The sequence below is a fragment of the Actinoplanes sp. NPDC051633 genome (assembly GCF_040681735.1).
In the GTDB taxonomy this organism is placed as follows: domain Bacteria; phylum Actinomycetota; class Actinomycetes; order Mycobacteriales; family Micromonosporaceae; genus Actinoplanes.
Window position 1 is genome coordinate 1 of record NZ_JBFAZH010001790.1, and the last position, 1,101, is coordinate 1,101.

Sequence of the window (1,101 nt, forward strand, 5' to 3'; positions counted from 1 at the left end):
GGTGATCCGGCCACCCCGGAAGCCGTTGTGCAGGTGACCGAGGTAGAAGATGCCGCCGCCGGGACGGACCTGGTTGAGCACGTTGTTGTCGAAGGTGTTGGTGGTCGGGTCGTTGTTGGCCGACACGATGAACCCGGCGGGTGGGTTGATCACCTGCGGCAGCTCGGCGAACGGCACGATCTCGTAGGGCACGGCCTGCTGTGGTTGCGGATGACTGACCGGCAGCCACTCGTTGCCACCGGTGCCGTCGCGCAGCAGGTATGGCGGATTGCCGCGCACCGCACCGGCCTGCAGATCCTCGCGGACCGGCACCTCGGCATTGGTGAAGTAGGCGATGGTGCCCCGCACATCGGCGTAGATGAAGTGCTGGCCGCCCAGGTCGAAGTGCTGCATCGCGGCCTTGAAGTCGTCGACGTCGCGGGCCAGGCCGAAGCGGCGGAACGCCTCCAGCTCGGCGGTGGGGGAGAACCCGGTGTACTGCACCGAGATCGCGGTGCCCGCGGCCACGTCGGCGGTCAGCACCGGCCCGTTGTTGCGGCGCGGGACGATCAGCGTGCGGTCGGGGATCGCACCTCCGGGCGGCACCACGTCGAGCGCGTCCGGCCGGCCCGGCACGCGCGGATTGACCCGGAACGTCTCGGGAATCGCCACCACGTGCTCACGCCGGCCCTGGTACATCGTGGACAGACCGCTCGCCGCCGCCGGGTCCTCGACGATCCGCTCGACGTACGTGTCGCTGACGTCGACGAGGTGCTGGGTCGCGCCGAACGCGATGTGTCTGTTCTGCCCCAGGATGATGAAGGGCGCACCCGGCAGGCTGTCGCCCTGCAGGTCGAACCCGGCGCCCTCGAGCCGGACCGGGTGGGCGATGGCGGGCGTCTCCAGGCCCAGATGCGGGTCGCTGGCCAGGATCGGCCGGCCCGTCGCGGTGTGCCGGCCGCCGATCACCCACGAGTTCGACCCGCGGTCGGCCGAGCGGTTCATCGCCTCCACGATCAATGGCGCCTGCTCGGCGTGCCGGAGATAGTCGTCCGCCAGTCGGGCGACCGCCGCCGGCACCTCGGCGGCGCGCACCGGCTCGGCGCGCCCGCCGGGTGAGAC

1 protein-coding gene is annotated in these 1,101 nt (G+C 71.1%); it reads right to left on the reverse strand.

Annotated elements, in window-relative coordinates; translation table 11 throughout:
• On the reverse strand, positions 1-1,101 hold a 1,101-nt coding region (locus AB0M20_RS45205), incomplete at both ends, for a penicillin acylase family protein (protein WP_364307812.1).